The sequence below is a fragment of the Paraburkholderia sp. BR13439 genome, from assembly GCF_040948805.1.
Classification (GTDB): Bacteria; Pseudomonadota; Gammaproteobacteria; order Burkholderiales; family Burkholderiaceae; genus Paraburkholderia; species Paraburkholderia youngii.
The window spans coordinates 1-22,363 of the sequence record NZ_JBFPKN010000036.1 but is presented as its reverse complement, the minus strand read 5'-3'; the positions used below and the strand labels follow the sequence as shown (position 1 = coordinate 22,363).

General features: G+C 56.7%; 16 protein-coding genes and 6 pseudogenes. 9 read left to right on the top strand and 13 right to left on the bottom strand.

Annotated elements, in window-relative coordinates; all coding sequences use genetic code 11:
* Positions 1-14 precede the first annotated feature (14 nt).
* A complete protein-coding gene (phaP, locus tag AB3X96_RS38475; RefSeq protein ID WP_368593864.1) occupies positions 15-548 on the top strand; it encodes a TIGR01841 family phasin in 534 nt (177 codons plus the stop codon).
* Positions 549-985: 437 nt separating this feature from the next.
* On the opposite strand, the gene AB3X96_RS38470 is transcribed toward phaP, so the two are convergent.
* Together AB3X96_RS38470 and AB3X96_RS38465 are read right to left on the bottom strand one after the other, a co-directional pair.
* Positions 986-1,279, bottom strand: coding sequence for a hypothetical protein (locus AB3X96_RS38470; RefSeq protein ID WP_368593863.1), 294 nt, complete (start codon positions 1,277-1,279; stop codon positions 986-988).
* Between the two features lie 205 nt (positions 1,280-1,484).
* Positions 1,485-2,931 (bottom strand): annotated as a pseudogene (locus AB3X96_RS38465) (IS1182 family transposase).
* 614 nt (positions 2,932-3,545) lie between these two features.
* On the opposite strand from AB3X96_RS38465, the gene AB3X96_RS38460 reads away from it, so the two are divergent.
* Entirely contained in the window at positions 3,546-3,731 is a 186-nt protein-coding gene (locus tag AB3X96_RS38460) for a hypothetical protein (RefSeq protein ID WP_368593862.1), read from the top strand.
* A 185-nt stretch (positions 3,732-3,916) separates the two neighbouring features.
* Here AB3X96_RS38460 and queE read toward each other — a convergent pair whose 3' ends face one another.
* Together queE and AB3X96_RS38450 are read right to left on the bottom strand one after the other, a co-directional pair.
* Complete coding sequence (gene queE / locus AB3X96_RS38455; protein ID WP_368593861.1) at positions 3,917-4,624, bottom strand: 7-carboxy-7-deazaguanine synthase QueE; 708 nt, start codon at positions 4,622-4,624, stop codon at positions 3,917-3,919.
* Entirely contained in the window at positions 4,600-5,016 is a 417-nt protein-coding gene (locus AB3X96_RS38450) for a 6-pyruvoyl tetrahydropterin synthase family protein (protein WP_368593860.1), read from the bottom strand. The genes queE and AB3X96_RS38450 overlap by 25 nt, the downstream gene beginning before the upstream one ends.
* 464 nt (positions 5,017-5,480) lie before the next feature.
* Here AB3X96_RS38450 and AB3X96_RS38445 point away from each other — a divergent pair, with 464 nt between their 5' ends.
* The 3 genes and pseudogenes from AB3X96_RS38445 to AB3X96_RS38435 all read left to right on the top strand — a co-directional run bounded on the left by AB3X96_RS38445 (position 5,481) and on the right by AB3X96_RS38435 (position 6,894).
* Positions 5,481-5,840 (top strand): hypothetical protein, encoded by a 360-nt coding sequence (locus AB3X96_RS38445; protein WP_368593859.1) that lies wholly within the window; start codon positions 5,481-5,483, stop codon positions 5,838-5,840.
* Positions 5,833-6,036, top strand: a pseudogene (locus AB3X96_RS38440) (transposase domain-containing protein); the annotation flags it as partial. The gene AB3X96_RS38445 and the pseudogene AB3X96_RS38440, both read left to right, overlap by 8 nt.
* A gap of 46 nt (positions 6,037-6,082) precedes the next feature.
* Positions 6,083-6,894: pseudogene (locus tag AB3X96_RS38435) on the top strand (IS5 family transposase).
* A gap of 542 nt (positions 6,895-7,436) precedes the next feature.
* On the opposite strand, the gene AB3X96_RS38430 reads toward AB3X96_RS38435, so the two are convergent.
* From AB3X96_RS38430 to AB3X96_RS38410, 5 genes are all read right to left on the bottom strand, one after another.
* Positions 7,437-8,402, bottom strand: a complete 966-nt coding sequence (locus AB3X96_RS38430) for a M64 family metallopeptidase (protein WP_368593858.1) — start codon at positions 8,400-8,402, stop codon at positions 7,437-7,439.
* Positions 8,399-9,097 carry a hypothetical protein gene (locus AB3X96_RS38425; protein WP_246392492.1) on the bottom strand — a complete coding sequence of 233 codons (699 nt, stop codon included), beginning with the start codon at positions 9,095-9,097 and terminating at the stop codon, positions 8,399-8,401. Before AB3X96_RS38425 ends, AB3X96_RS38430 begins: the two co-directional genes overlap by 4 nt.
* Before the next feature lie 440 nt (positions 9,098-9,537).
* Positions 9,538-9,819, bottom strand: a complete 282-nt coding sequence (locus tag AB3X96_RS38420; protein ID WP_368593881.1) for a hypothetical protein — start codon at positions 9,817-9,819, stop codon at positions 9,538-9,540.
* A gap of 100 nt (positions 9,820-9,919) precedes the next feature.
* Positions 9,920-10,789 carry a glycosyl hydrolase gene (locus tag AB3X96_RS38415; protein WP_368593857.1) on the bottom strand — a complete coding sequence of 290 codons (870 nt, stop codon included), beginning with the start codon at positions 10,787-10,789 and terminating at the stop codon, positions 9,920-9,922.
* Positions 10,790-11,114: 325 nt separating this feature from the next.
* The gene (locus AB3X96_RS38410; RefSeq protein ID WP_368593856.1) at positions 11,115-11,969 is read right to left on the bottom strand and encodes a sterol desaturase family protein; all 855 of its coding nucleotides are present in this window, start codon (positions 11,967-11,969) and stop codon (positions 11,115-11,117) included.
* A gap of 576 nt (positions 11,970-12,545) precedes the next feature.
* On the opposite strand from AB3X96_RS38410, the gene AB3X96_RS38405 reads away from it, so the two are divergent.
* Positions 12,546-13,358: an IS5 family transposase gene (locus tag AB3X96_RS38405; protein ID WP_368593855.1), complete on the top strand. Its 813-nt coding sequence runs from the start codon at positions 12,546-12,548 to the stop codon at positions 13,356-13,358.
* Positions 13,359-13,376: 18 nt separating this feature from the next.
* Here AB3X96_RS38405 and AB3X96_RS38400 read toward each other — a convergent pair.
* From AB3X96_RS38400 to AB3X96_RS38390, 3 genes and pseudogenes are all read right to left on the bottom strand, one after another.
* A pseudogene (locus AB3X96_RS38400) lies at positions 13,377-14,581 on the bottom strand (IS110 family transposase).
* A 345-nt stretch (positions 14,582-14,926) separates the two neighbouring features.
* Entirely contained in the window at positions 14,927-16,219 is a 1,293-nt protein-coding gene (locus tag AB3X96_RS38395) for a cytochrome P450 (RefSeq protein WP_368593854.1), read from the bottom strand.
* A 2,347-nt stretch (positions 16,220-18,566) separates the two neighbouring features.
* The gene (locus tag AB3X96_RS38390) at positions 18,567-18,941 is read right to left on the bottom strand and encodes a DUF3564 family protein (RefSeq protein ID WP_368593853.1); all 375 of its coding nucleotides are present in this window, start codon (positions 18,939-18,941) and stop codon (positions 18,567-18,569) included.
* A gap of 1,005 nt (positions 18,942-19,946) precedes the next feature.
* Between AB3X96_RS38390 and AB3X96_RS38385 the strand changes: the two are divergent.
* The 3 genes and pseudogenes from AB3X96_RS38385 to AB3X96_RS38375 form a co-directional block, all read left to right on the top strand.
* A pseudogene (locus tag AB3X96_RS38385) lies at positions 19,947-20,666 on the top strand (aminotransferase class V-fold PLP-dependent enzyme); the annotation flags it as partial.
* An 88-nt stretch (positions 20,667-20,754) separates the two neighbouring features.
* Positions 20,755-21,138, top strand: a complete 384-nt coding sequence (locus AB3X96_RS38380; RefSeq protein WP_368593880.1) for a hypothetical protein — start codon at positions 20,755-20,757, stop codon at positions 21,136-21,138.
* Positions 21,108-22,262, top strand: a complete 1,155-nt coding sequence (locus AB3X96_RS38375) for an O-acetylhomoserine aminocarboxypropyltransferase/cysteine synthase family protein (protein WP_368593852.1) — start codon at positions 21,108-21,110, stop codon at positions 22,260-22,262. Before AB3X96_RS38380 ends, AB3X96_RS38375 begins: the two co-directional genes overlap by 31 nt.
* Here the strand turns inward: AB3X96_RS38375 and AB3X96_RS38370 are convergent.
* Positions 22,246-22,363 (bottom strand): annotated as a pseudogene (locus AB3X96_RS38370) (IS5/IS1182 family transposase); the annotation flags it as partial. The gene AB3X96_RS38375 and the pseudogene AB3X96_RS38370 sit on opposite strands and share 17 nt — an antisense overlap.

Sequence of the window (22,363 nt, the reverse complement as noted above, 5' to 3'; positions counted from 1 at the left end):
ACTGGAGCTTCATCATGCTGAACCGGGAACAGATTGCCGCAATCCAAAACGTAACGCTAGGTTACCTCTTTGATCTCGGCGACAAGACAGTGGAGAGCGTCGGGGAACTGGCTGCATTGAACAATCAATGGACCTGCACGACGCTTGTCGATATGTTCGAACTGGTGCAAAAGTCGCTATCGTCGAAGGCGCACCGGGACTGGCTCGCGCTTCAAGACAACTTCGCTGAGCGGATGACCGAAAGGGTGCTGACGTATAGCCGTCAGGCGGTCGACATCGTGTTGGTAACACAGGCCGAGTTCGCACGAATTGTGCAGGTGCAAGGTAGCGGCTGCCGCCGTCAGGTGCAGACGATGGTGGAGGACGTCGCCAAGAATGTTCCAGTCACGAGCGCTTTGAATTCCGCGATTTCGGCTGCCGATTCTCTATGCGAAAGCCTACGGAGTACTGGTCGGCAAGAAGTTGAAGTCGCAAAAAGTAACCTTGAGGTCGGCGCGGAGGCGTCGAAGAGCACCAAACCTGTAGCTACAAATAAAACTAGCAATTAACGGGATTGCGTCCGCAAGAACGCTCGGTTATATTGACGAGGAGTCGAGATTCGTGCGTAGTACCTTGTCCTCCTTGTCCTAATTCTCGCGTGCCATCTTCGTGTGGATCCAGTGCGGAGTTATGTCGGCGCCATTTGCCAGAACATCTACTGCGTCAAGTTCGGCAAACGCCCGCAACGCGCAATCACTACACACGAGTTTGGACTCTCGGCTGCGCACACGCAACGGAGTGGGCGCCGCGCCTCCTCTTCATGAGCCAACTCGTGGCGACGTGGTCGGTGCGTTTCACATGCGACGCGTCGACGGCTAGTTTGCACCGTAAAGAGGGCGGCTCAAGGGCGAAGACTGAATTGCTGAATGATTGTGAGCACTCCGGATGCGTTATATGCACGGCCACTCGACAGAGCGCCCTGACGTGAATGGTCCGCGCCGACGAGTCAGGTCGTTTTGGTGTCGGGGGCCAGACTCCACAGCCCTTGCTGCCAAAGATCCCTGGTGGTTGCTACATAGTCGCGTGACATGATCAGATATGACGCTGCTAGTTCGGTGCAGTCACGCGCAGCCACAGCAACATCGCAAATGGCTTGCACTGCTGCAATGTCGCGCCTAATACGCTGTAACCCCAGATCGCAATTTCGTTTCAGGGTTTCGTGGTAGCTCGCCTGCATTTGCAGGGCGAGCGTGAGAGTTGCAGCGCACAGATTGAGCGATGTAATGGGTTGTACTGTCATGGCGGATTCTTAGATGTGAAGACGCGGCAGACGCCTATGGGTCCAGGTTGTGTGGAAACACCTAGACGGCGGCAACTTCGACGCAGCGGCGTCACACCGATCGGCGCGGTTTACTGTTTCTGCAATCGATCCGACAGCAACGAATTATTAGAAAGCTCTGATGCTTTGGCCGCGGCCGTTCACACTTTGCTTTACGTTACCGGGTTTATGCACCCGCCAGCCGCATAGCGTTCATTGTCTTCCTGAATCCCAGGATTCTCAGAACTCGCATCAGATTGTAGGCAAGTACATTTAAGCTCATCTCAGTACCCACGTTTGGCAATCTGCGTGTCAGGAAGTGCGTGTAACCCATCCAATGCTTGAAAGTACCGAAGACATGTTCAACTGTCCGTCGGCGTATTGTCATCGCCTCCGGGGTCTTGTCGAGCCGACGTTGGACTGCTTCCAGTACCGATTCATGCTCCCACCGACTAATTCTTCTATATTGACTCGGGGTACAACGGGATTTCATCGAGCATTGAGGACAGGAACTGCTCCAGTAGCGACGCAATTGCATGCCATGCTCTTCTCCAGTGAATCGGTAAATCGCACGCTCGCCAGCGGGACATTGGTATTCGTCGTCCCGCGCAATGTAGATAAAGTCGGCCCGGTCAAATCGACCACGGGCTTTGGCGCTTGATGTTGTGGGCTTCGGCAGCATTACTGCGATGCCGGCATCGGCGCATGCCTTGATCTGGGGAGCATTGTAGTAGTGCGCGATCAGCGACTGCCCGTAGTCTGGTTCTGCCCATCGTGTCGCGTGGAGCTTGAGCTATGGGACTAAGCTGCGCCCTGTCGCTGCCAGAATTGGTGACCTCGTGAGCAACAATGAGATGGTGCTTGGCATCTACGGCCACTTGTACGTTGTAGCCCACCACTCCCGAACCCTTGCCGCTCGTCGCCATGGAGCGTGCGTCAGGATCGGTCATCGACAGTTGGCCATCAGGCTGTGTCTTGAGTTGCTCCTTGATCTGCTTGAGGTTTCGCATCTGTTCGCGCAAACGCTCGATCTTGTCTTTCAGCCTGATTGTCTTTGCTTCCAGTTCTGCGGGTTGCGTGCGATCTGCGGTCTCCAGCGCATTCAGATAACGCTGGATGCTCTCCTCGATCTGCTTCTGTCGCTTCTCAACCTTGCCTTCGGTGAAGTTGCGATCGCGTGTATTGACTGCCTTGAACTTGCTGCCGTCGATGGCAACCAGTGCTTGCGAGAACAGCTTCAGCTCGCGGCACAGCATCACGAAACGGCGGCACACGTTGCGAATGCCAGTGCCGTTGTCGCGACGGAAGTCAGCTATGGTCTTGAAGTCGGGCGCCAAGCGACCCGTGAGCCACATCAACTCAACGTTACGTTGACATTCACGCTCAAGACGGCGGCTCGACTGAACCCGGTTCAGGTAGCCGTAGATATAGATCTTCAAAAGAACTGCTGGATGATAGGACGGGCGGCCTGTAGTCGACGGCGTTGCTCCATCGAAACCCAGCGATCCAAGCTCGAGCTCTTCAACAAAAGCCTCGATTATCCTGACCGGGTTGTCCTCTCCAACGAAGTCATCGAGGCACTCTGGAAGTAGCGTCACCTGCTTGCGATCTTCACCTTCTATGAATCGCTTCATCCGGTCACCCATGCTGAATGAGTCAATCCAGTTTAGGTGATCGGCATGTTTTCACACAAGCTCGGTCTTGGGCGAACGTTTGCCACGACGGTGCATTTAATATAGCCGTATCCGTCAAAAGCGCGCTTAACATGTGTCAATCGGGGGGCGAGATACCGTTGGCGCCTCGAGACAATGCCGCACTGTGAAGCAGCTAGGGGACGCCTGTTCAAGCTCAAGGTGCTTAAATCTGGCCTAATGGGGTTGTTTCCTGCTGGAGTCTGCTGGGACGGTGCGAGCCGTCGGCCAATGCGGCGGCGCCAGACTGCGCAGAACGCGGCCGCCCCCGAGAGCGTTACGCAAGATCCCGCGCGCCGCTGTTCAAGAGGTGGCAATGCAACGCTAGTTCCAAACGTCGAGCATGATGTCCAACCCTCGTAAGGCACAAGCTCAACCAGCCAGACGCTGGTTTTCGTACTGCTTCGCGAATCGCTAGCGCCTTGGACGTCCTTAAAGCGGGCGCGAGTGTAGCGACCGGTGATCTGAACTTATTGGCGGAGTGCCGCACGAACATCATCCATAGTCTTCTGTGCCGGCTGACGCGTTCAGAATCGCTTGCCGTTGCTCGGCTGAACATGATCGCGGAAGCGAGCTTGTCGCTGGCCTTTGCGCTTGTCATTTCACCGCATACTGCCCGCCGCGCGAGTAAGGCATGCAGTGGCCCGACAGCGCGCGAACCGTTCGCACGCGCACTTTTGGGCGGCCTGCTCGACGCGTTGCCGATGCACGTCGACACCTACCTCGACGCGGTACGCGTGTAAGCGCACTTCAGCTCAAAGTTCCGCCATGACTCATGCCATTCCACACGGGCGCGTTCGCGATGCCCGGACATGGCGGAATGCCCCGACGAGGTTCCGGCTAGCTCTACGCAACTGATGACGCCCTCTATTTTTCTTGATCAACTGGGAGGACTTTCACCTCGCGTTGCCAGACCAAGATGGAGATGCTATCTGATGTTGATGAGTTTATGCATCTGCAACGATACGCGCCAGCCGTAGCGTTGCGCGGCCCGAATGCAGATATCCGTGGCGCGAGACGACAGGCTCAGCGGCTGTAACCAGATCGGTATGTCTCGCGCTTGGTGGAGCGGGTCAAGTTTCTCGAGCACCATGCCAACGTCGCGCTGCTTGCCGATCGCGCATTTGAGCTCGTTGGCTCGCCACAGTGCTTCATCTAGCACCGTGCGGCCACCGGGCATGGCGTACTTGGGGCTGACGGTGACGAAAGTGCTTGGCGTCACGAGCGGTATGTAAGTGCCGGAGGTTTCGACCTGGACCCGGTGATGCCACGCTTCGAGCTTCGTGATCAGCGGGCGCAGATCGTAGATGCACGGTTCGCCGCCCGTGATGACCACGTGCTCAGCATCTGACGCCCGCACTATATCGGCTAGCGTCTGTACGCCGTACCACGCATAGCTGTCGCACGGTGACGCTTCTTTCAGACGCATCGCGCCCACGCTGATCGCGCGCTCCGGGACCATTTTCCACGTATGCTTGGTGTCGCACCACGGACAACCGACTGGACACCCCTGCAGGCGGATGAACACCGACGGTGTGCCGGTGAAGCTGGCTTCGCCCTGCAACGATTCAAAAATCTCGTTGACGGGATAGATGTCAACGGGCGGCACAGTTAGCGCCGGTACGTCACAGTGCATTTGCGCGTCTCCTCGATTCGCACTTCGACCAACCGGACGCTGGTTCCCTGCAAGATATCAGGGCCGAGCTCGGTTACCAGCCACTGCGCCAAGTTTTCAGCGGTCGGATTGAAGGGCACGCCGACCACCGACGGATCGAGGTCGCGCAAGCCGACATAGAACGGATCTTCGATCCACAGCAACATGCGGTGATCCCAGTGATCCTCGACCCAATTGCAAAGCAGTGTCTTGATCGCCCCGAAGTCGATGACGCGCCCGAGATCGTCGAGTGAGGAAGCTTCGCAATCAAAATGAACGCGGTAGTTGTGCCCATGCAGGTTCTTGCACTTGCCTTCATGGCCCACTAGGCGGTGACCGCATGAGATGTCGTGGTAACGCTCGGCGTGTAGCATTGTCATAACCCTTGTCCTCGTGCAATGGGCAGAAAGTCTTCCGATGCGGCGTCGCGATCGCGAGGAGCCACGCATCGCAATGATGGTCTGACATTAGCCGGTCGTAGACGTGCGTCGTGTAGGTGCGGAAGCGCAGATGAGCTGCTTCCTAGGCAGGCAGCGTGTTGTGCATTTTCGGCTTAGGTACACCAGTCAGTAGCGCGAAGGGATAGGGCACCAAGCCTTCGTTCGTTGCGGGCAGATGTAACAAGTCATCAGCGGCGCTCGAACGTCAGGTCTACCAGCCGGTGGCCAATGATGCCGTCCATGGCGGCATGTTCGGTATATGGTCGAAGCCGACAAGAGAACCTCATTGTGTTTGCGCGCGCTGGGAAGCGCTACGCGGTGCCAGTCGTGCACAAACGCGAAAACGCACCAAGCTAAGGTCTTATATAGTACTTCATGGTCCACATGGAATTTTCTGGTTGCAATTGGCCTACGCTTTTTTCTATTGTGGCAGGCGCAATCACATACGCCTTGATGAACGTCAACCTGCGCGTCCGACGCTGTATTACTTCCGGCAAATGGGACTCCGGGCGCCGGCATTCGTGCCGGTTCCATTCGACATGAAGAACGTGCGTCAGGCTGAGATGCGCATCCAGCATCCACGCCGACACGACCCTCACTACGCCTGGGCTGGCCTCAACGTCCACCACGCGACCGCCGCTTCGCTCTTCGACGTCTCGTACCTTGACGCGACGCCCATACAGGGGATGTCAACGGTAATGGACTTCAACTTCTTGCCCGATATGGGCAGAATGATCGCGAACTTGCTATCGGCGTAACTGGTTGTTCGCCGGCTCGCTGCGAGCAGGCCAACGCGCTGCCGCCATCATGGGCCTGTTGCGCTCACCACAACTCAATGGGCACGAACCGCACGCCTATCTGAAAGATGTCCTCACGTGACTGCCGACCCACAAGGCCAGCGATATCGCGGCATTACTACCGCATCGCTGGCGACCGACCGCCACCAGCCACTAGTTAGAGCGTGTTAGGAACTTCGATTGAGACCTGGTATCCTGGCGGGATGAAAACAACGGGCCGCAAAGGGTATCCGACTGATGTGTCGGATGAGGAATGGAGTTTCGCGGCGCCGTATCTGACGCTGATGGACGTTGACGCGCCCCAGCGCAAATACGAACTGCGCGAGATGTTTGATGCATTGCGCTGGATGGCTCGTGCCGGCGCGCCGTGGAGGATGCTGCCCAATGATTTCCCGCCGTGGGAGTTGGTGTATCAGCAGACTCAACGCTGGTTGCAGGCTGGCTGCTTTGAGAGCATGGTGAGTGACCTGCGCTCGGTGATAGGCGTGGCACAGGGCCGTCGGGGACAGCCCAGCGCGGTCATCCTCGATGGCCGCACGATACAGTCGACCTGCGAGAGCGGCCCGCGTGCGGGTTATGACGGTTATAAGCGCAAGCGCGGTAGTAAGGTACAGATTGCAGTAGACACGTTGGGACAGTTGCTGGCGGTGCACGTGACCCCAGCCAATGAACAGGAGCGCGCACAGGTAGCGGAGCTTGCGCGGCAGGTCCAGCAGGTAACGGGACGAACGGTCAAGGTGGCATTTGCCGATCAGGGATACACGGGCAAAGAGCCAGCGCAGGCTGCGTTCGATGAGGGCATTGACCTTCAGGTGATCAAACTCGAAGAAACGAAAAAGGGTTTCGTTCTGCTCCCCCGCCGGTGGGTGGTCGAGCGCAGCTTTGGCTGGCTCAACCGTTTCCGGCGTCTCCACGTGACTATGAACGGCTCCCCGAAACTCTCGCTGGGCTTCATTTCGTCGTCTTCGCAATGCTCATGCTTGTCCACGCCGTGTCAGTACTTCAAAGTTCCTAACACGCTCTAATCCGTCAAGGCGGCTTGGCTAGCCGCTTACGAATGCTCGCATCCGACCTGGTGATTCCCTGATCGCATCGGATCGACGGACGACCAGCGCCTTATGCACGTAACCATTGCTGGCGAAGTGGCGGTCCAGACTGGGTGAATTTTAGCTCGATCAACAATAGGCGAAGATGCCGCTCTATTGGCCACTGACGTGCCCGATGGCGTAGTATTTGTAGCGACGATGCTTATCGACCGTCCGGGGCCTGTCGAGGTTGCCTGCGCGACCGAGTCGAGGCCATAGCGTGGGATTGCTGCCAAAGCTGGCGTCACTCGCATGAGTGACGCCGATTCCTCTGATGGTCAGCATTGCCGGCCGCGCTCCAACCGGTGTTGGGGCTGACGTTCATGATCGACGGCAGTCTCGCTATGATGTAGCTGAACTAGGCCGCAATCGCGCCCGCTTTGCTGCCTGCGCCCGAAAGGCTAAGCGTGCTGATCCGCGGGCCGGACTCGATAACGAAGTCGCTACTACCGACGCCGCGCGCGGACCGCAGTCAGGCCGATGAATCCGCTGTGGTTCCATCAACGTTCGCGCCACCGGGGTTGCCAGAAGTTGGGGTGAAGTGGCTCGTGACAGGCGGTAGCGGCAGGAATGGCTTAAGCGTGTTCCTGATGACTTCTAGGCAGACCGCGCAGAACGGTTTCCCGAGCGTACGCATTTGGCAGTTGTATTGTGGACGATACAATCCGCAATGGAAATACCCTGCGCCTGTGAATGCACCAACCGTAGCGGCCGGGGCAGGCGATGCTTGGGTATCGCATTGCGTACAATTAGCGTTGACGGTGGTCGGTAGCGCAGTGGCCGCAGCGATCAGTGCCCCCCATTTGATCGTCGCGCGGTCGGTGTTGGCGGTTATGTTGGGTTGTGCCGGCTCGGTTCCCGTATAGGTGTCGTGGCCAGTTTCACCGCTTGAACAACCGGCGTACGTCGAATATTCGTCGGCGAGGCCGAATGCCGTGTGCCCCATTTCGTGGATACCAATTTGCTCTGCGCCGTCTGCTTTCGAAAACACCGCGACCGGCCCGCCGGAACCGCCGTAGATGGTGCTGTTGACGATCACTACCGTCATGTTCGTCTGTGGCACCTGCGTGCGCGCGACGTTCAACGCTGTAGCGGCGTCGACGCTGAGCAGCCGCCGTATTTGCCCACCTTCGCAAAACGTCGCGTCGAAATAGGTGCGCGCCGTCGCGCCGGTACCGTTGCACACGCCCGCGGGGTCGTCAGCGCCGCTGTCGGTCGAGGAAACCTCGACGCGGTGTACGTTGACGGCCGACCACATCTCGTTGAACGGCGCGGTACCGGCGACAGCGTTTGCGAAGTTCCGCGCGTCGGTCGCATAGGTCGCCAGTTCGGCCCTCTGGTAGCCGTCGCCAAGGATCACAAGATTCCAACGCGATACATCAGGACCGTGGTCGATGATCTTGCTGACGCCGATGACGGCGCCATCTGCGGTAGTCATTTCAGGATGTCATCCAAACTGAATCGGGCGATTTCGCGCGCCGCACCCGTGCCAACCCGCGGGCCACCGCTGCGCGCTCGTTCGGCGCGGATCGTGCCGAATGGTGCGACTGGCGGGTGCTCTGTCGCCAACAGAACCAGTGTCGCCGCTTCCCAATAGGCCGGCACGAGAATTTCGAAAACGCCGCGCCGCAGAGCTGTAACGTGCGTTGGGGTCGCGCCGGGCGCATGCGCTTCGCGATACCGCGGCATTGGATCATGCTGGATCCGGCGGTATAACGGCCGGCCGTGGGGGTCGCGCAATTCGAACCAGAACCCCGCCTTGCCTTCGGAGCTGCACAGCTCATGCGAGGGTGGCAGGGTCATTTCGACCAGATGCTTTGAGGCGAGCGATAGCGCGTCGCCGTCGTAGGCAAAGATCAGGCGCAGGATGCGGCGGTACGGTGGACTAGGCATCGGCGAACATCGCGATCCGGCAGTGGTGCCACTATTTTCGAGAATGCGTCGAGCTGATCGACCAGCTCGGACGTTGCGGTTGTGCCCGGCGACCTCAATCTGCTGCTGCTCGCTTGCGCCGGCGGGTCGACTGTACACCAAGGCCGACGTCCTCAGACGTCCATCGCTCCAATATTCCCACCCGTAGCTTGGCCGCATGTACTGCTCACCGATGACTGCCGCTGGCAGCGGTAGCATCATTTGGTTTTCGCATCTTGTTGCATAACGGGGATGTCGACAGCGAAGCCTCGTCGGGCTCATTGCGGCCAGCAAAACTAGGCCACCGTTTGGCCATAACTACCTTCAGTAACGCGTGTCTGCATCCTTTACATCGACTATTCCAACGGAAAATAGCTGACTGGTCGCCGGTGCAGGAACAGCAATCGCAAGGTCGTTGTTCAGCTCAATGGCAATAGAGTGTGTGACCTTTCGTGCATGTCGCCAAAAGGCCAACATGAGAACGATCCAGCTCGTCTGCGCATCCCTCTGCTATCGGGGAGATGATAACGGCATTCGTACGCGCGATATCACTCGATATTGTTTAAGTGTGCATAAGGAAAGTTGATGGAACCTTTGCGAGTATCGGCGTTTTTATTGCTGCGAGTATTGATTTCTGATCAATGTCAATCTGATTCAAATTCCTAAATGACACCGTCAAGCACTTTCGACTGATAGTAGAACGTACTGCGCGCCAGCTCCGCCGCCTTGAGCAGCGCGGGTAGCCGGTGATGCTGCCGCAGTTGCAGCACTATTTGCGTTTTTCTCTTGCGCCGCCTGCCTCTTCGCCTGAAGAGGGGGGCGAGATTGTTTTTTAGGTACACCACGCCCGCGCGCAGATGCTCCTTCTCCCTGAGCAACCGATCACGGGTACGCTCATGCGGCGCATTTTCTTCGGCTGGTCTTTCGTGATCTGGGCGGAGCATTTAAGGGGCCCACTCGTGGACGGGAGGCGACAGTTCTTTCTTCCTAATGTAGTCTGGACAGACATCCTGGACGTCTCCCTGCCCAACGCGATGAAAGGGATCACTCGGCAGTCACCGTGAACTTCTTGGAGGCAAAGCTCAGGTTGCCACGCGAAGAGGTGATTTCGAACCCGTACTGCAGGTCACCGATTTCAAGATCATCATCAAAATAGTTGAGCGAGCGCAGAAATTTCATAAACGCCAGCACATCGATCGCGGCGTTGTCAGTCGTCGTCGTGCGGACGAACGTGTAGACGATGTTGCTGCGGTTGGTGCCCACGTATACGTTCCAACTTCCGTTGGACAGCGATACATTTCGATAAAGTGGAATTGCGCATCCGGCTTGCGTCCAGTTGTAGGAGATTGGCTTGACATTCCCGCAACCTTCCGCAGTTCCGGTGTAGTTCAGCCATATCATGATTTCATGCGCCTTACCACCGGCCCAGATATCAAACGTTGATTCCCAAGCCCCGCCAGAAGGCGTAGTAGCCGAGACGATGGCGGAAAGCGAGTTCAGTGAGCCGATGGTCTTGTTGACTTGGTATCCGATGTGCGGATAGGACTTGATGCCACTGGTGTTGGGTTGATCTGAAGTAACGCCCCAGTCGGGCTCGCTGTCACCCCCGAGCTTGCTGTTAGCCCATATTGTCTGGGGACCCGCGGTGACATTACTGCAGGGTGACCACACGTCGTTGTTGATCGTGTACCTACCGTAGATCCGAGAAGCGAAGAGGTTTTCCGCAGAGCAGGATGAGGTTTCGGGGGAAGTAGCAGACCACGTCTGGGCCTGCGCACTGGCAGTCCAAAGCATCAGCGCGGCGGTGGCAGTGGCAGCACGGGTCGCGCGGATCAAGATTCGAGGCATGGTCTTCTGATCTCCTGTCAGGTGGTGGGGTTGGTCGGCATCGGTGAAGGTCAGCGGCTTAGGCAACCTTCCGATCGAGAGAGAAGCCGTGCGTGGGGCGACGTACTCTTAGACTGGGGCGGGTTCATCTCGTCTGTAGGTGCTCATGTCAGGTATCTCCATAGCACTGCCGAGAGAGCGCATGTACACCGAACGTCCTTGAACACGAGCATAAAATCTTGCGCCGTTAGGCCGCACGAGACGGCCAAGTGATACCGATCTCAGCGTTACCGCTATAGTTCGACGACCCGCGATTCGCCTTGACTGTCGATGGTTTCAGGCGACGTTGTATTGGCAAATGTTTTGTCTACCAGTGCCGCTCAATTCAAGCGAATGCCCCGCCCAATCCTCGTCAACTCTCCTGCGTTATGCTGCCAGAGTTGGCTTTGGACCAGCGAGTTTGTTCAAACGGAAACATAAAGTAGTCGCGCACGGTGAGGGGCTCGGGCTGATTGCGAAGGCCCACTTCAGGCCATTCGTCCCGTTTCGGCCAGTATGCCGTGCTGAAGATCGTGTCCCAGATGGTCGTAAAGAACCCATAGTTCCGGTGCCGGTGATGGGGCTGAGTTGAGTGATGAATTCGGTGAAACTGACCGTCTCCGATGATATATCGCAGAGGCCCAAGGTTGATGCGCGTGCTGGAGTGTGAGAGGTGCGCCTGAAAGGTAATGAGTGTCATGGCAGCAGCCGGCACCACGCCAGACTCGAAGTGGATCAGCGCGAGCGGTAATGCTACAAACAAGGCATAGATAACCGGCTCGGAAATGTGATGATTGCAATTCCACGCTGTCAGTTCGCGGATCGAGTGATGTGTAGCGTGCAAGCGCCACAGGAATGGCACGGTGTGCTGTGCTCGGTGCATCCAGTAGTAAAAGAAGTCACCGGCAATTGCGACCAAAACGCCTGAAAGGATGGCGAAAGCCGTCTTGATAACTGCGTTGTCAGAGTGAAACACTGTTGAAAGATTGACCGTCAGGAGCGGCTTGACGCCTAACCATTGCAAGCCCACAGCGTACAAGTGCCAGATTAGCGCGCCGCATCCAATCCGAATCGTCCAGTTCCTTGCGCCGCGAAGGTACGATGCAACGCTGTATCGATAAGCCGGAAAGGCGATCTCAAGAGCTGCACATAACGTGGCAAAAATCGCAAGCAGTTTGAACGATTGGACGGCGAACTGGACCATCTGGTGGATATCGACAGCATTCATTGTTTGCTCCGATGAGCCGATCGAAGTCGGAGATCTCGGGTCGAAAAGCTGCTTGTCAAAATGGCCGGCTTCTTCATGGGTATCATGCAGTTACGTGACTTAAGAAGGACGCCAATGTAGTACCTCGGGTGCCAATCGATATCCGTGGCGATGGGCATTGCACCCCACAAGATCGTGCAAAGTGTCTATTGAGGGCGCCCTAACACGGTGACTGTGCCGCAGCAGCGTCATCACTATCCGCCATTTTGTGAAATCGCAAAAATCAATTGTTTGGATAAGACGCATTCGCGTCACAAATGACTTTCTCAATACAGACTCAAGAGGTGGTCGAAGGCATAGCATTCACTGCACTCAAAGTGCACTGCCGTCGCGACGTGACAGTAACCGAAGGCCGGTGCCGTCGGCACGGCGCCCTAAGATAAATGAAGCCACGACATGATGACGTGCGCCGTGTGGAGCGGCCAGCGCAACTATTGTCGTTGCCACTCCGGCTGCAAGCTCGATAAGACGACGAATGCGGGGGGGTGCCCCTAGAGCGTGTTAGGAACTTCGATTGAGACCTGGTATCCTGGCGGGATGAAAACAACCGACCGCAAAGGGTATCCGACTGATGTGTCGGATGAGGAATGGAGTTTCGCGGCGCCGTATCTGACGCTGATGGACGTTGACGCGCCCCAGCGCAAATACGAACTGCGCGAGATGTTTGATGCATTGCGCTGGATGGCTCGTGCCGGCGCGCCGTGGAGGATGCTGCCCAATGATTTCCCGCCGTGGGAGTTGGTGTATCAGCAGACTCAACGCTGGTTGCAGGCTGGCTGCTTTGAGAGCATGGTGAGTGACCTGCGCTCGGTGATAGGCGTGGCACAGGGCCGTCGGGGACAGCCCAGCGCGGTCATCCTCGATGGCCGCACGATACAGTCGACCTGCGAGAGCGGCCCGCGTGCGGGTTATGACGGTTATAAGCGCAAGCGCGGTAGTAAGGTACAGATTGCAGTAGACACGTTGGGACAGTTGCTGGCGGTGCACGTGACCCCAGCCAATGAACAGGAGCGCGCACAGGTAGCGGAGCTTGCGCGGCAGGTCCAGCAGGTAACGGGACGAACGGTCAAGGTGGCATTTGCCGATCAGGGATACACGGGCAAAGAGCCAGCGCAGGCTGCGTTCGACGAGGGCATTGACCTTCAGGTGATCAAACTCGAAGAAACGAAAAAGGGTTTCGTTCTGCTCCCCCGCCGGTGGGTGGTCGAGCGCAGCTTTGGCTGGCTCAACCGTTTCCGGCGTCTCGCACGTGACTATGAACGGCTCCCCGAAACTCTCGCTGGGCTTCATTTCGTCGTCTTCGCAATGCTCATGCTTGTCCACGCCGTGTCAGTACTTCAAAGTTCCTAACACGCTCTATGTAATTCGTCAAGGGTTAGGGGCTGACTTGGGTTCGTAAAAGGTGCCATCGCGCAGCATGGCGAACAGGACATCGCAGCGTCGTCGTGCCAGCGCGATGAGTGCCTGGTTATGTCGCTTGCCCTGCTGGACCTTGCGTGTGTAATACGCTCGCGAAACGGGGTCTCGTAAGGCCGCGAAGGCGGAGAGGAACAAGGCGCGCTTGAGTACCTTGTTGCCGCGCCTGGACGGATGCTCGCCACGGATTGATGAGCCTGAGCGCCGGGTAACTGGTGCGAGGCCAGCGTAGGCCGCCAGGTGACCTGCCGAAGCGAAGGCTTTGTGCGCGACCTCGGTGAGGAGTCTGGCGGCGGTCCTGACGCCGACTCCCGGCATGCTGGTCAGGACCGGCCAAAGAGGGTGAGCAAGCACCAGCCGCTCCACTTCGGCGGCGATTTCGTCGCGCTGCTTGCGTAAGGCGGCGAGCTGCTGAGCCAGGCGCGGCATGACGATGGTGGAGGCTTGCGTGCCGGGCACAGTCACGGCCTGTTCGCCCAGCGCTTGAACGATTTCGGCCGCCAATCCCTTGCCCATGCGTGGCGCGAGCTTGGTCAGGCGGTTGGCAAGCGTCTTCTCGCTGGTTGCTGCAAGCGCGGCTGGAGACGGGTAGCGCTCGAGTAGATCGAGCACGGCGGGATGGTCGAGGCGCGGTCCGAGAACGCGCTCAAGTGCGGGATGGATCTGGGTGAGCAGGCCGCGAATCCCGTTACTGGTTTGGGTAATTTGAGCGGCGAGATCGTCGTCGAAGCCGCACAGCATGGTCAGCTCGGCGAGCGGTTCATCAGCTAACCGAAGCGAGCGCAGCGTATGCGGCATCGAACCGGCGGCCTCGGCGATGATTGCGGCGTCGCGGGCGTCTGTCTTGGCCTCACCGGCGTGCAGGTCGGCAATGCGGCGCATCGCCAGTCCGGGCAGATCGGCAAGCAGAACGCCTTCATCGCGTGCGACGGCCAGCGGCAATGCGCCGATGGTGGCGGGCTGATCGACAACGAAGAGAAGACGGCCATGGGTCTTGAATTCGGCGATGAGGGCGCGCAGTTTGGCCTCGTCGTTGGAGAGCGCCTTGATCTACAGGCGCTTGCCATTCCGAGCTAGTGCCACGGCGTGATGCTGGCCTTTACCGACGTCGACACCGATGAAGACTCGACGACGTCATGTTGTTGGAATTCTTGCATCGAAGTTTGTGTAGATCGAACGAGTGGGCCTGCGACAACGGTGGCAAATCTCGGCATCCACGTTACGGACGGCCTTGGAATATCCCAGCCGAGTCCCTATTAGCGATCACCAGCCACCCACCAGGCCCGGTGACAACACCCCCCGGACCAGAAACTGCGACTGGGGGCGAGAATCATGCCGGGCCTGGCTGGCCGAAGCCTCAATTGTCGAGGCGGGAAGATAGTAACTGGGGGCTGCAACCGGGGAAATGTTTGGCAGTCACATGTTACATGTGTGAGTTTGTAGACGAAAGCACGGTCCCGATCAAGGTCATTTTGTGGCGTGCAAATTTTACATAGATGCGATCATTGCAACACGCAACGTATTGCGAGGTGCTTTGGCCCACTTACGAAATTAGACGTCGTGAATTCGACATCTCCCACCGGTTCGACGAACTGCAACTTCGGGATCAGTTCCTCGAACAGGATGCGCATCTCCATGTTTGCGAGATGCTGACCAAGACATACGTGAGCACCTGCCCCAAACGCAATGTGCCGATTCGACCTTCGGTCGATATCGAATACGAAAGGGTCGGGGAAAACTTCCTCATCGCGATTGGCCGACCCGTAGCAGAGCATCAGCCAATCGCCCTTGCGGATAGTCCTGCCTCGCAAATTCGTGTCGGCTGCCGCCGTACGCATGAAATGACGCACTGGCGATGCGTAGCGGAGGCTCTCGTCGATGAATTGCGGAATGAGCGACGGGTCAGCCTTAAGCCGCGGCAGCAAATGGGGGAATTGACACAATGCCCACATCGCAACCGATATGGAAGACGAGACAGTGTCATGCCCGGCGGCGGCGATAATCACGTAGTAGCCGAGTCGGGTTGCCTCATCAATAGGCTGTCCATCGACAACCGCGTTGGCGAGCAAGGTGGCGATGTCGTTACGCGGTTTTTTCCGGCGATCTTCGCTCAGGCGATCAAAGTAACCCTTGAAGTCTGCTACAACTGACAGCAGCGCCTTGCCGATCGCACTTCCGGCGTCGCCCTGGCGACCGATCTCGCGCTTGTATTCGGCATCCTCGCTTCCAAACATCTCCTGTGTGAGTCTCAACATACGGGGAGATTCTTCCTGCGGAACTCCGAGAATATCCATGATCACGTTCAGCGGATAGTGCGAAGCGAAATCGTTCGCAAAGTCAATTACCGAGCCGCTCTTTTGCAGAAGTTCCCCGATCATCAAATGTGCCAATGATCGGATGCGAGCCTCAAGCTTAACGACACTGTTCGGCATAAACCACGACTGTGTCAGTGCGCGCAAACTCTTGTGTTCGTCGCCGTCGACGTGGACGAGCGAACGGACGATGTTTGGACTACCGGTGGCCCCTATAACATGCGCGATAGATGCTTGCGGACGGCAGACGACGGAATAATCGCCGTTGCGAAACAGGGCATTGTTCCGGGAAATCATTGAGACGTCGGCGTGTTTTGTTACCACCCAGAATGGGTCATGCGCGTCCGCCATTGCTCGTCCAACTGGGTTGTTTGCACGCGCCCACGCGTATATCTCATGGAGCCCGTCGAGGTTTGTATACGACTGCGGATCAACCAGACGGTTTGCTATATCTTTCGGTAGGTCGTAATTTGTCATGCTCACGATATTGCAGAAAAATTAACATGTGAAATCGAGGCAAGCAACGTGTATCGAAGTATCCACTCATGGCTGGGATTGGGGTCGACCGACGTTTGCGGATCGCTCGCCAGTTGGTGCGCATCGAAGCCGTCGCGTCGGCAAAAGAGGCGAACGGGCCGGGTGCATGCGTGCGCTCGTCGGATATTGTCCTTTCATACTATTCACGACGTCTGTCTTTCGCCTTAATGCATGTCAACCTTTCTTGATCACGTGACCATGCATTTGAGCCTCGAAGGTATCCCTTGTCAGACACAGCGCATGACAATGGCATTCGCGCACGAGGAGCAAGCTCCCCGCTTGTCGATGTCTTCGTGGCCAAGTGACAGAACCGGAAGGCCGTCGAACCGGCGCCCCTTTGCCCGGTGCGGTGCGGCGCCTCTCACGCTGCAATGATTCTCCAGCCCATTCTATTGAGGCCGTCGTTCATATCTATCACGGCAAGGGGTGAATATTGCTCAACGCTGTGGGTCGTGGGTTACGCTGAATTTGTATTCATGAATCGAGCGGTTGCGATGAAAATATTCAATTTGCGGTTGAGGAGGGCGGTAGCGCACATCCCCGCGCAACCGTGCCAATGACGTTCTTCGTCGAATGCCAGGCTTGCTAAAGATTGGCTGGCACTTTGACGCTATGACAAAAGTGGCTCATGACAGGAGGCAACTCTAAGTAAAAATCCTTTTCCGTATCCTTCAAACCGCCCGGATAATAGTCAGAGACGAAATCTTTCAACGGCGTCAGCGCCGGTTGGCAATTTGCGCGGGGCGCCCTCGCTGAATTCGTTCCATCGCGTAGCCTATGCTGCCAGCAATTGATGACCATGTTGGCTACTTACCTGATGTAAGAAAGGTCTGACCTTGATCAAGGGTTGCCGTGCGTTTGTCTCGTACACTTGGGTTGCAGCGGGTCGAACCGTCTCGCTCGACCTACTGTGGGGACTTTAGACGACCCGTCAGAGTATAGACGACTCCGATGGGTCACTTTTTTTTCTGTGTCCCGGCTGTCCTTGCCAGTCGCCCACCCGTTCGTTGGGCGGTCATTAGTTCCGAAATAGAACGCGCGGGGAACAATGACCCGATTCCCGACAGTGGTCAGGTTGCATATCCCCTGATATTCGTTCCAAGCAGCGATTCGGACCATCTCTTTAACGGCGCTACCATTAGGCGGATTCCTCGCGGACTGGTGCAACACCCTTCGTCGCTGCTTTCTGCATGGCAAAGATTGGCGGCTGCTGGCCAAGGTGAAATGCCGCTAGCACATGGAAGCGGACCAGTGAAGGGCCAGATTTGAGATCTCCCGTAGCCCAATCACCGTGGGCAACGAGGTGTGCGAGGCGGGTTCCTGGCCGATATGAGTCATCCAATGAATTAAGGCATTGATGCGGTTAGGTCCCGCAGTTGGCGCAATATGATGCGCTTTGGGTAGCCGTTCGCGCGTCGGAGCCTGTCTGCGTCGAATAGAGCTCGACATGCGTAGGCTGGTCGGTCATTGAGCGCCAGCGGCATCAGTCGGACGATTGAGATAATCGAGCCTTTGTTTCTTCCCGAGCTACGACGCTACAGGATCAACGAACGCGGCCCATCCCACCGCATCTGCGTTGTCGAAAGCGCAACCACGAGGCGTGGAGCGACAAATTATCTCTGTCTGAGATTGATGCGCATCTTCTTCGCTGCACTATGATCCGCAATCTGTCTTGGCAAGCGTGAAACGCGTGGGGTCTCGCGTTATTCGCAACGTCGGTTGTAGGGGGCCGTGACCCTGACGTCCATTGCGCGCGGGCTGGCGACATATTGCTCGAGCGCCGAAGGTTGCCGCGGCGTGAGGATAGGCAATTGGATTGCAAGATGCCGATGCGAGACGGGCTATTCGACAACGCGCGAATTAGCGACAAAGCTCGGTGTATCAAGTTAGGGAAAGGGGCCCCTGTCCTCCTGCGTGAGCAATTTGGCCGGGCGCAACGAGCAGCTCAACGGCGAAGGGGTAAGTCCGACAGACGGGGCTATCGACGCCGGCCGGTGCAGTTGCGGATGGGCGAATATTTGGAAAGACATCAACGAGAAGCTGGCGTACGCACCGGGAGTCGTCACGGTGCAGCGGCATGGGAAGTAAAAAAAGATCTGTCGCAAATGCGAGACGTTCAACTGGTACGGCAAGCTGACGGGTGGTGATCGTTGATCATGGAGCATCGATCGGTCAAGCCGCAAACTTATGGAGGGCTCAACCTCCATTCGAGATGTATGCCGATCACAGTGGTCAGATTCCTGAGCAGGTGCTGCTGTCGTTCGATTGCTTCATTTGTTTAACGCAGATGGTGTCAGGAATCCTTGGCGGTGGTGAACAGTTCATGTTCAGGCTGTCCCCGTTGGTTATCTATACACTGAATATGCCAGTGGCCGTTTGATGGAGCCCAACGTCCTTCTGTATACCGCAGCGCATATCCGGAGTCGCCTTCGAAAAGTCTGTAACGACAGTCGAGATTCAATCCTTCGAGAACATACGCGAGTGTGTTTTCGCTGGGCCCGCACACTAACGTGTTGCCGCAATCCACATGCAACGAGCCCCATTCGGGTAAGTCCAGTCCGGAATGAGCCTCGCGCGACCATTGCCGCTTTTCTGTGTCGAGCCAGAGGATTGCGAATGCCATCGGACGGGTAGTATTAAACATGTCGAGCTGGACGGTAAGACGCATGAAAATTCTCCTAACACATATTCTCCACGCCTAGTTGACGTAGGAAACGGCGAACCTCGCCGCGGATCACTCGCTGATTTCTCATCTCCCAGCGTTATGCGCATCGTTCGTCGATGTGCTGCTATCAAAACGATCGCGACAAGGACCGTCACTCTGCCTGAGATATCTCACGGGGAAGAGCGCTGTGCCTGTACTAACTGTGTGTCGCGATTCATGAAGATCAGAGATGGGGAACTGACTACCAGTGGCGGCCTCGGGCCATGCATCCCCTAGAGCTGCTGAACATCTTGATAAATTGTCGCGTACGGCTCGAGCGAGCAACTGCGAGATGTAGGGTTGGTCCATCACGCTGCCACGTGACAATACGGGTTTAGTTTGCCGCAGCAACAGAGGGCGTGTCGTTGACCACGATCAACAGAAGGCCCCCGAGCTGCATTTGAAGTGTTGTCGGTTGCACATATGCCTGATGACAGACGGCGGGGAAAATCTGTCGCATACCGTCGTTGTGCCGCACAGGTCTAGCGCCAAGTTGCGTGTACTTCAATACGAGCATAGCGGTTCGAGGAAGGGTGCCAGCAACGGATATTCGATACTGATATACAACGACGGCGTTCGGGTCTCGTCGCGGATGCTGTCATGGACGATTCACAAATTGTCCACGTGCCACGTGCCTTGTATGACGACGGCGCAAACCAGTTCGCGCCGTGGTCATATCAGGTTCCTCAGTGGAACGACGGCAGTATTAAAGGTTATTAGGTATGCATAAGAAGAACTCATATCGGTGCGGTGGTTCGCTGTGGCATGGTCATTATCAGCTGCGGAGGAATGCAGATCACTCGAAGCGGGCCTGCGCAAGATTTCCAGTCCGTCAATTGACGTGAAGTCCAATGCGATGGGCTCGGCCGCATCGGTAACCAATTACTTTGATCTCTGATATCTGTGCGCGACGGGTGTCAGGTGGAGCATGAGCGGCGCTTTCGCGTCCTTAAACAACTGTTTTCGACTATGGAGTGTGGACCTATGACCGCACGGCACCGATTTTTATTTACACCGGGGCCATTGGCGTTGGACGCCGAAGTAAAGGCTGAGATGCAGTTTGACATGGGTTCCCGTGACGTGAGTTTCAAGAAAATAACGGAGCGAGTAAGAGGCCTGATTGTAGATTTGCTGGACGCTCGTGGGGGATACTCGGCGGTACCCATACAGGGCGGCGGGTCTTACGGCGTAGAGGCGGCATTGGCTTCGTTCGTTGGGACATCAGACGGGCCTCTCGTATGCATTAATGGAAACTACGGCGAGCGGATCCTCAAAATGCTGCAGATCCGAGGCATTAATGCCGTCAGCATCGTTGCCCCGAGTGATCAGTCCTTCCCCATGACAAAAGTCGCTGCGTACCTGGAAGAGGATCCGGGGATCACACATCTTTGTTTTGTGCACTGTGAAACGACCACGGGAGTCGTCAATCCGCTCCGGCCAATGGTAGAGTTGGCAACGCGTCATGGTGTAAGAACCATTATCGACGCAATGAGTTCTTTCGGTGCTGTGGAAATCAGTGCCAGGGAAGTTCCGTTTGACGTCCTTGTGACCTCGAGTAACAAGTGCATCGAGGGTCCGCCGGGAGTGTCTTTTGTTGTTGCCTCGCTGGAAACGCTCGATAGCAAGACCTCAGAGACCAACTCGTTCGTGTTGGACGTTCGGGACCAATGGCGTAACTTCGAACAGACTGGCGAGTGGCGTTCCACGCCACCGACACATGTTGTTCAGGCGTGCGCAAAGGCCCTGGAAGAACTGGCTATTGAACGGGTGGTTCGCCGTGGAGAGCGATACGCCTCTGTCCGTGACGCTATCATCCGCGCAACTGGGCCATACGCCGGACCCGCGGGAACGATCGCCGGTATGCCTTGCGCTGACGGCACGCGATGTCGTTCGTACGCAAGAAGATCTCGACGCGCTGTACGCCCATCTCGTGGAGTACAACCTTTACATCTATACCAAGCTGGATCTTCCGACGCGCAGTTTCAGGATCGGGTGCATGGGATGTATTGATCCGATGTGGATCCGCCTGCTGGGAATTGCATTTGAAGACTTTTTTCAGCTTCATTCCGATGAATCCGGAAGCCACCCGGGCCCGCCGTATAACCGACTTATGGAAAAAGGCCATTTGACATGTCAAGAAGCAATGCCAACGCCGAAATGAACCGCGAGACGTCACTTCTACACGCTGGCTATCGTCATGACCCCGTCACCAAAGCGGAGTCTGTACCGATTTATCAATCTACCGCCTATGAACTTGACGGCGATCTTGAAAAAATTGCCGACATCTACAACGTCCGAGAAGATGGGTTCACGTATAGCAGGATCATCAACCCGACAACGCGCATCCTCGAGAAGCGATTCGCTGCAGTAGAGGGTGCGAGCGACGCCCTGGCGGTAGCCTCAGGGCAGTCCGCAACCTTTCTCGCTATCGCTAACCTGTGCAGCGGAACGCCAGGCGATAACGTTGTCGCATCGAAGTATCTATATGGCAATACGTGGAATCTGCTCTTCAATACATTCAAACGGTTGGGTATCGAGGCACGATCTGCGGATCCAAGAGACGTAACATCGTTCGAGCGGATGTTGGACGACAGGACGATTGCTATGTTTGGAGAGACGTTTTCCAATCCGTGCCTTGTCCCGTTGCCTGTTCCGGCGCTGGTGGAAATCGGTGAGCGGCGCGGGATTCCTGTTATTGTAGATAACACGACAACCCGTTTGATTTGCCGTCCGAAAGCTCTGGGTGCGGATATCTCCACGTATTCCGCGACAAAGTATCTATGCGGCCACGGAACGACACTTGGCGGACTGATTGTCGATAACGGAAGCTTCGCGTTTGACGACGCAGGCCGCTTTCCGTTGTTCAACGACGGAGATGAAGCGCATGGCGACGTCCTCTGGAAAGAAGCGGTTCTGAAACTTGGCGATCTTGGCGCGAGTCCCTATTTGCTTAAATCCCGGATGACTTGGCTTCGTGACACCGGCGCCGCGATCAGTCCTCTCGCCAGCTTTCAGCTGATACAAGGACTCGAAACCCTTCATCTTCGCATGCAGCGGCATTGCGAAAATGCCGTCGCGGTTGCGGAGTTCCTTAACGCCCACCCGAAGGTCGCAGGTGTCTCATATCCATCACTGTCGTCAGGATACGAACGTGAGCTTGTCGACGAGTTAGTTGACGCACGCGTCGGCTACGGCGCAATGATTATATTTGAACTGGGCGACGAAGCGGCAGGGCGAAGATTCATAACCAACATCGAGCTAGAGGGTGTTAGGCACTTTTGCTAAGGGTTGCAAAGTGAACAAGCATAAGCACGGAGAAGACGACGAAGTGCAAGCCAGCCAGAGTTTCGGGCAATCGCTCGTAGTCTCGTGCGAGTCGGCGGAAG

Bases quoted from the DNA above. Each gene is read 5' to 3' on its own strand.
- phaP (WP_368593864.1), top strand. From the start codon at position 15: ATGCTGAACCGGGAACAGATTGCCGCAATCCAAAACGTAACGCTAGGT.
- AB3X96_RS38470 (WP_368593863.1), bottom strand. From the start codon at position 1,279: ATGACAGTACAACCCATTACATCGCTCAATCTGTGCGCTGCAACTCTC.
- AB3X96_RS38460 (WP_368593862.1), top strand. From the start codon at position 3,546: ATGATCGCGGAAGCGAGCTTGTCGCTGGCCTTTGCGCTTGTCATTTCA.
- queE (WP_368593861.1), bottom strand. From the start codon at position 4,624: ATGCACTGTGACGTACCGGCGCTAACTGTGCCGCCCGTTGACATCTAT.
- AB3X96_RS38450 (WP_368593860.1), bottom strand. From the start codon at position 5,016: ATGCTACACGCCGAGCGTTACCACGACATCTCATGCGGTCACCGCCTA.
- AB3X96_RS38430 (WP_368593858.1), bottom strand. From the start codon at position 8,402: ATGACTACCGCAGATGGCGCCGTCATCGGCGTCAGCAAGATCATCGAC.
- AB3X96_RS38425 (WP_246392492.1), bottom strand. From the start codon at position 9,097: ATGATGCTACCGCTGCCAGCGGCAGTCATCGGTGAGCAGTACATGCGG.
- AB3X96_RS38420 (WP_368593881.1), bottom strand. From the start codon at position 9,819: ATGCTCCGCCCAGATCACGAAAGACCAGCCGAAGAAAATGCGCCGCAT.
- AB3X96_RS38410 (WP_368593856.1), bottom strand. From the start codon at position 11,969: ATGAATGCTGTCGATATCCACCAGATGGTCCAGTTCGCCGTCCAATCG.
- AB3X96_RS38405 (WP_368593855.1), top strand. From the start codon at position 12,546: ATGAAAACAACCGACCGCAAAGGGTATCCGACTGATGTGTCGGATGAG.
- AB3X96_RS38390 (WP_368593853.1), bottom strand. From the start codon at position 18,941: ATGCGTCTTACCGTCCAGCTCGACATGTTTAATACTACCCGTCCGATG.
- AB3X96_RS38375 (WP_368593852.1), top strand. From the start codon at position 21,108: ATGTCAAGAAGCAATGCCAACGCCGAAATGAACCGCGAGACGTCACTT.